The 2606-nt window shown below is 60.9% G+C and carries 4 protein-coding genes and 1 pseudogene; 1 reads left to right on the top strand and 4 read right to left on the bottom strand.

All coding sequences use genetic code 11. The annotated features are described in order from the left end of the window. Positions 1–112, top strand: a 112-nt coding sequence (locus GV044_RS19855) for an integrase core domain-containing protein (RefSeq protein WP_159872873.1), incomplete at its 5' end; no start/stop codon positions are given. Here the strand turns inward: GV044_RS19855 and GV044_RS22925 are convergent. From GV044_RS22925 to GV044_RS22435, 4 genes and pseudogenes are all read right to left on the bottom strand, one after another. After that, positions 94–306 carry a hypothetical protein gene (locus GV044_RS22925; RefSeq protein ID WP_159874155.1) on the bottom strand — a complete coding sequence of 71 codons (213 nt, stop codon included), beginning with the start codon at positions 304–306 and terminating at the stop codon, positions 94–96. The genes GV044_RS19855 and GV044_RS22925 overlap by 19 nt on opposite strands. Continuing rightward, on the bottom strand, positions 215–1045 hold the full coding sequence (locus tag GV044_RS19845; protein WP_159874153.1) for a diguanylate cyclase domain-containing protein: 831 nt from the start codon (positions 1043–1045) through the stop codon (positions 215–217). Before GV044_RS19845 ends, GV044_RS22925 begins: the two co-directional genes overlap by 92 nt. A 420-nt stretch (positions 1046–1465) precedes the next feature. Beyond that, a pseudogene (istB, locus tag GV044_RS19840) lies at positions 1466–2225 on the bottom strand (IS21-like element helper ATPase IstB). Further along, positions 2222–2506, bottom strand: a complete 285-nt coding sequence (locus GV044_RS22435) for a hypothetical protein (protein ID WP_236555133.1) — start codon at positions 2504–2506, stop codon at positions 2222–2224. The pseudogene istB and the gene GV044_RS22435 overlap by 4 nt, the downstream one beginning before the upstream one ends. Between the last annotated feature and the right edge of the window lie 100 nt (positions 2507–2606).

The raw sequence follows: 2606 nt of genomic DNA, 5'->3' as shown, positions 1-2606 counted from the left end.
ACTGGCATTGATCAAGACCTGGATCGAGGACTACAACGACTATCACCCCCACTCGGGCCTCAAGATGCGCTCACCACGCGAGTTTCGAGCGGCTCAGGTTGAAACGTCCTGAGGGGTGTCCGGTGAAATAGGGGCCAGATCAGCTGGTGTGCTGCTGTGATCACCGTGAGCGACCGCCACCCCCGCTGAAAAGGTGATCTGACCGAGCGGATCGTCAGTTTCGCGCAATCGAAACCGACGCGATGCCAACTCCTCCCGTGCCCGGTCCAGCAGCGCGACGCAGTCTTGTGCCACATCGCCGTCCATAATCAGAATGAACTCTTCGCCACCCCAACGAGCTACGACATGGGGCGAGCAGGTGGCTCCGAGCGACGTTTGCGACCATCTTCAGAACTCGGTCGCCTACTGTGTGTCCGAAGCGATCGTTGACCGACTTAAAATAATCCACGTCGCAGATGCCGAACGTGCGTATCCGACCCCTGCTTGCTAGCTCTTGCAGGTGCCGATCGGCGTAACGGCGATTCGGCAAAGCGGTCAAACCGTCACGCTCCGCCTCCTCACGGGCGCTGGCGAGTTCGTGTCGTAGAGTTTCGATCTCGCGCATCGCGCTGCGGAAGCTATCATCTGCCTGCTTGGATCGTTCAATCATGCGAGCGACGATCTGAACCGTACGCGCCGCCTGACTGTCCAGCGCTCGGGCATTGCTGTCCAAGTCGCGAGTGAACCTTCCAGACTCTGCGACGGCGCTGGCGGTCAACTCCCCAAGCCGAGTGGCTTGCTCGTGTAGCTTGCGACGTTCGTTGTCGTCGCCCGACGTAGCGTGGCGAATGCTGTCGCCTGCATATAGCGCAACAATCTCATCCGCCTCGGCCTGCCGGATACGAAGGCCATCGTCGGCGATCGCCTTCACCGCTTGCGCGATACGAGAGCTTGGTTCGTTGAGCGCGATGTAACCGAGAGTATAGTTTTGGGGAGTTGGAGAGAGCCGATGAAAGGTCAAGAAGGCCAGCGCCTGCTGTGCGCCCGACTTGTCTGCTTTCTCCACTGTAGTGCCGCCTCCAGATTGCTGCCGGTATGACGCGCGAACAATAAATTTTAGTCAACTGCCCGGCGTTGCCTGACGATCGAAGCGGGCTATCGGAAGAGGCCTAAGCCGATTGCCGCGCCACACTTCTTCTGAGTTGGACGGGTCGCAAGATTCGCATGAGCAGTCCGATCGATTAGGCGGCGTCCTCCGTGGCTTCATGCCTCCTGCGGCATGCGGCAGCAAGGTCATAAGGCAGCCGCCAATCAGATTATCAGCTTCCGCTCTGCTTGACCCGGGATGTGAGCGGCATGTCAACGCCGCTTGAAAACTGACCCATGTAGGCTTGGGTCGCCGTTTGAAATCTGACCCACCTTGTTGTCTGGGGGTGGGGCGAGCCCCACCCCCAGACGTTGTCTTCTATTTGCCCCTGTCGTTCGGTCAAGGAACCAGTCCTGCGCGGCGCTTGTCCTTGAGCCGGTAGCTTACGCCTGAGATCTGGACGACGGTGGAGTGGTGCAGCAGCCGGTCGAGCATAGCGGCGGTGAGTACCGTCATGCCCGCGAACGCTTGATCCCAGCTCCCGAAAGTCAGATTTGAAGTGAGGATGATTGAGCCGCGCTGGTAGCGCTTGGCGATGACCTAAAAGAACAAGTTGGCCTGCTCTCTGTCCATAGGCAAATAGCCAATCTCGTCGACTTCGAGCAATCTATGGACGTTGATTAGACGATGCAGCGCCTGCTTTCAGCGCCCCTGGCGCTGAGCCGCGGCCAGCAGCACAGCGAGATCCGCCGCGGTCATGAAGCGCACCTTCCACCCGCGCTGGGTAGCCAAATAGCCGAGTGCAATGGCCAGGTGCGTCTTGCCGACACCTGATGGCCCGAGCAGTACGACGTTTTCGGCGCGCTCCACAAAGGCGAGGCTGGCGAGTTCGGTGATGAGCTGGAGCGGCGCGCCGGTTGCGAATCCAAAGTCGTACTGGTCCAAGGTCTTTATGACCGGGAATCCGGCGACCCGCGCTTGCATCTCGCGGCTGCCGGCGAGTGTCGAGCTCTCCCTTGGGCGTGTCCTCGAGAAAGTCGCTGAAGGATGCCTGCCTTGCGGCGGCGCCTTGCGCCGTCGCTCCGTATAAGCCTGGGACCGCAGCTAACTTCAGCTCGGCGCATAGTGCCTTGATGCGTTCGTGCTGGAGATCGCTCACAGGCCCGCTCCAACCAGCATATCGTAGGTGGCCAACGGATGCTGCATACCGACCAGCGGCCGAGACGCGATCGGCGCCCGGCGGTCCTGCCGTCGCACGATGCGTCCCGCATAGGGCGCGGGCACGGGTCGGAGAGCGCAACGCTCCTGCTCCAGGCGCATGGCAGGGATTTCGCCTGTGGTGGCGTGCACCCGAGCGTTGGCCACCTCGCGCAGCCAGCGCTTTGCGGCGACATTTGCCGCATCGTGGTCGACTGATCTGGCCCCTAATTCACCGGACACCCCTCAGGACGTTTCAACCTGAGCCGCTCGAAACTCGCGTGGTGAGCGCATCTTGAGGCCCGAGTGGGGGTGATAGTCGTTGTAGTCCTCGATCCAGGTC

The sequence above is a fragment of the Novosphingobium sp. 9U genome (assembly GCF_902506425.1).
Classification (GTDB): domain Bacteria; phylum Pseudomonadota; class Alphaproteobacteria; order Sphingomonadales; family Sphingomonadaceae; genus Novosphingobium.
This window is presented reverse-complemented; position numbering and strand designations above follow the sequence as displayed.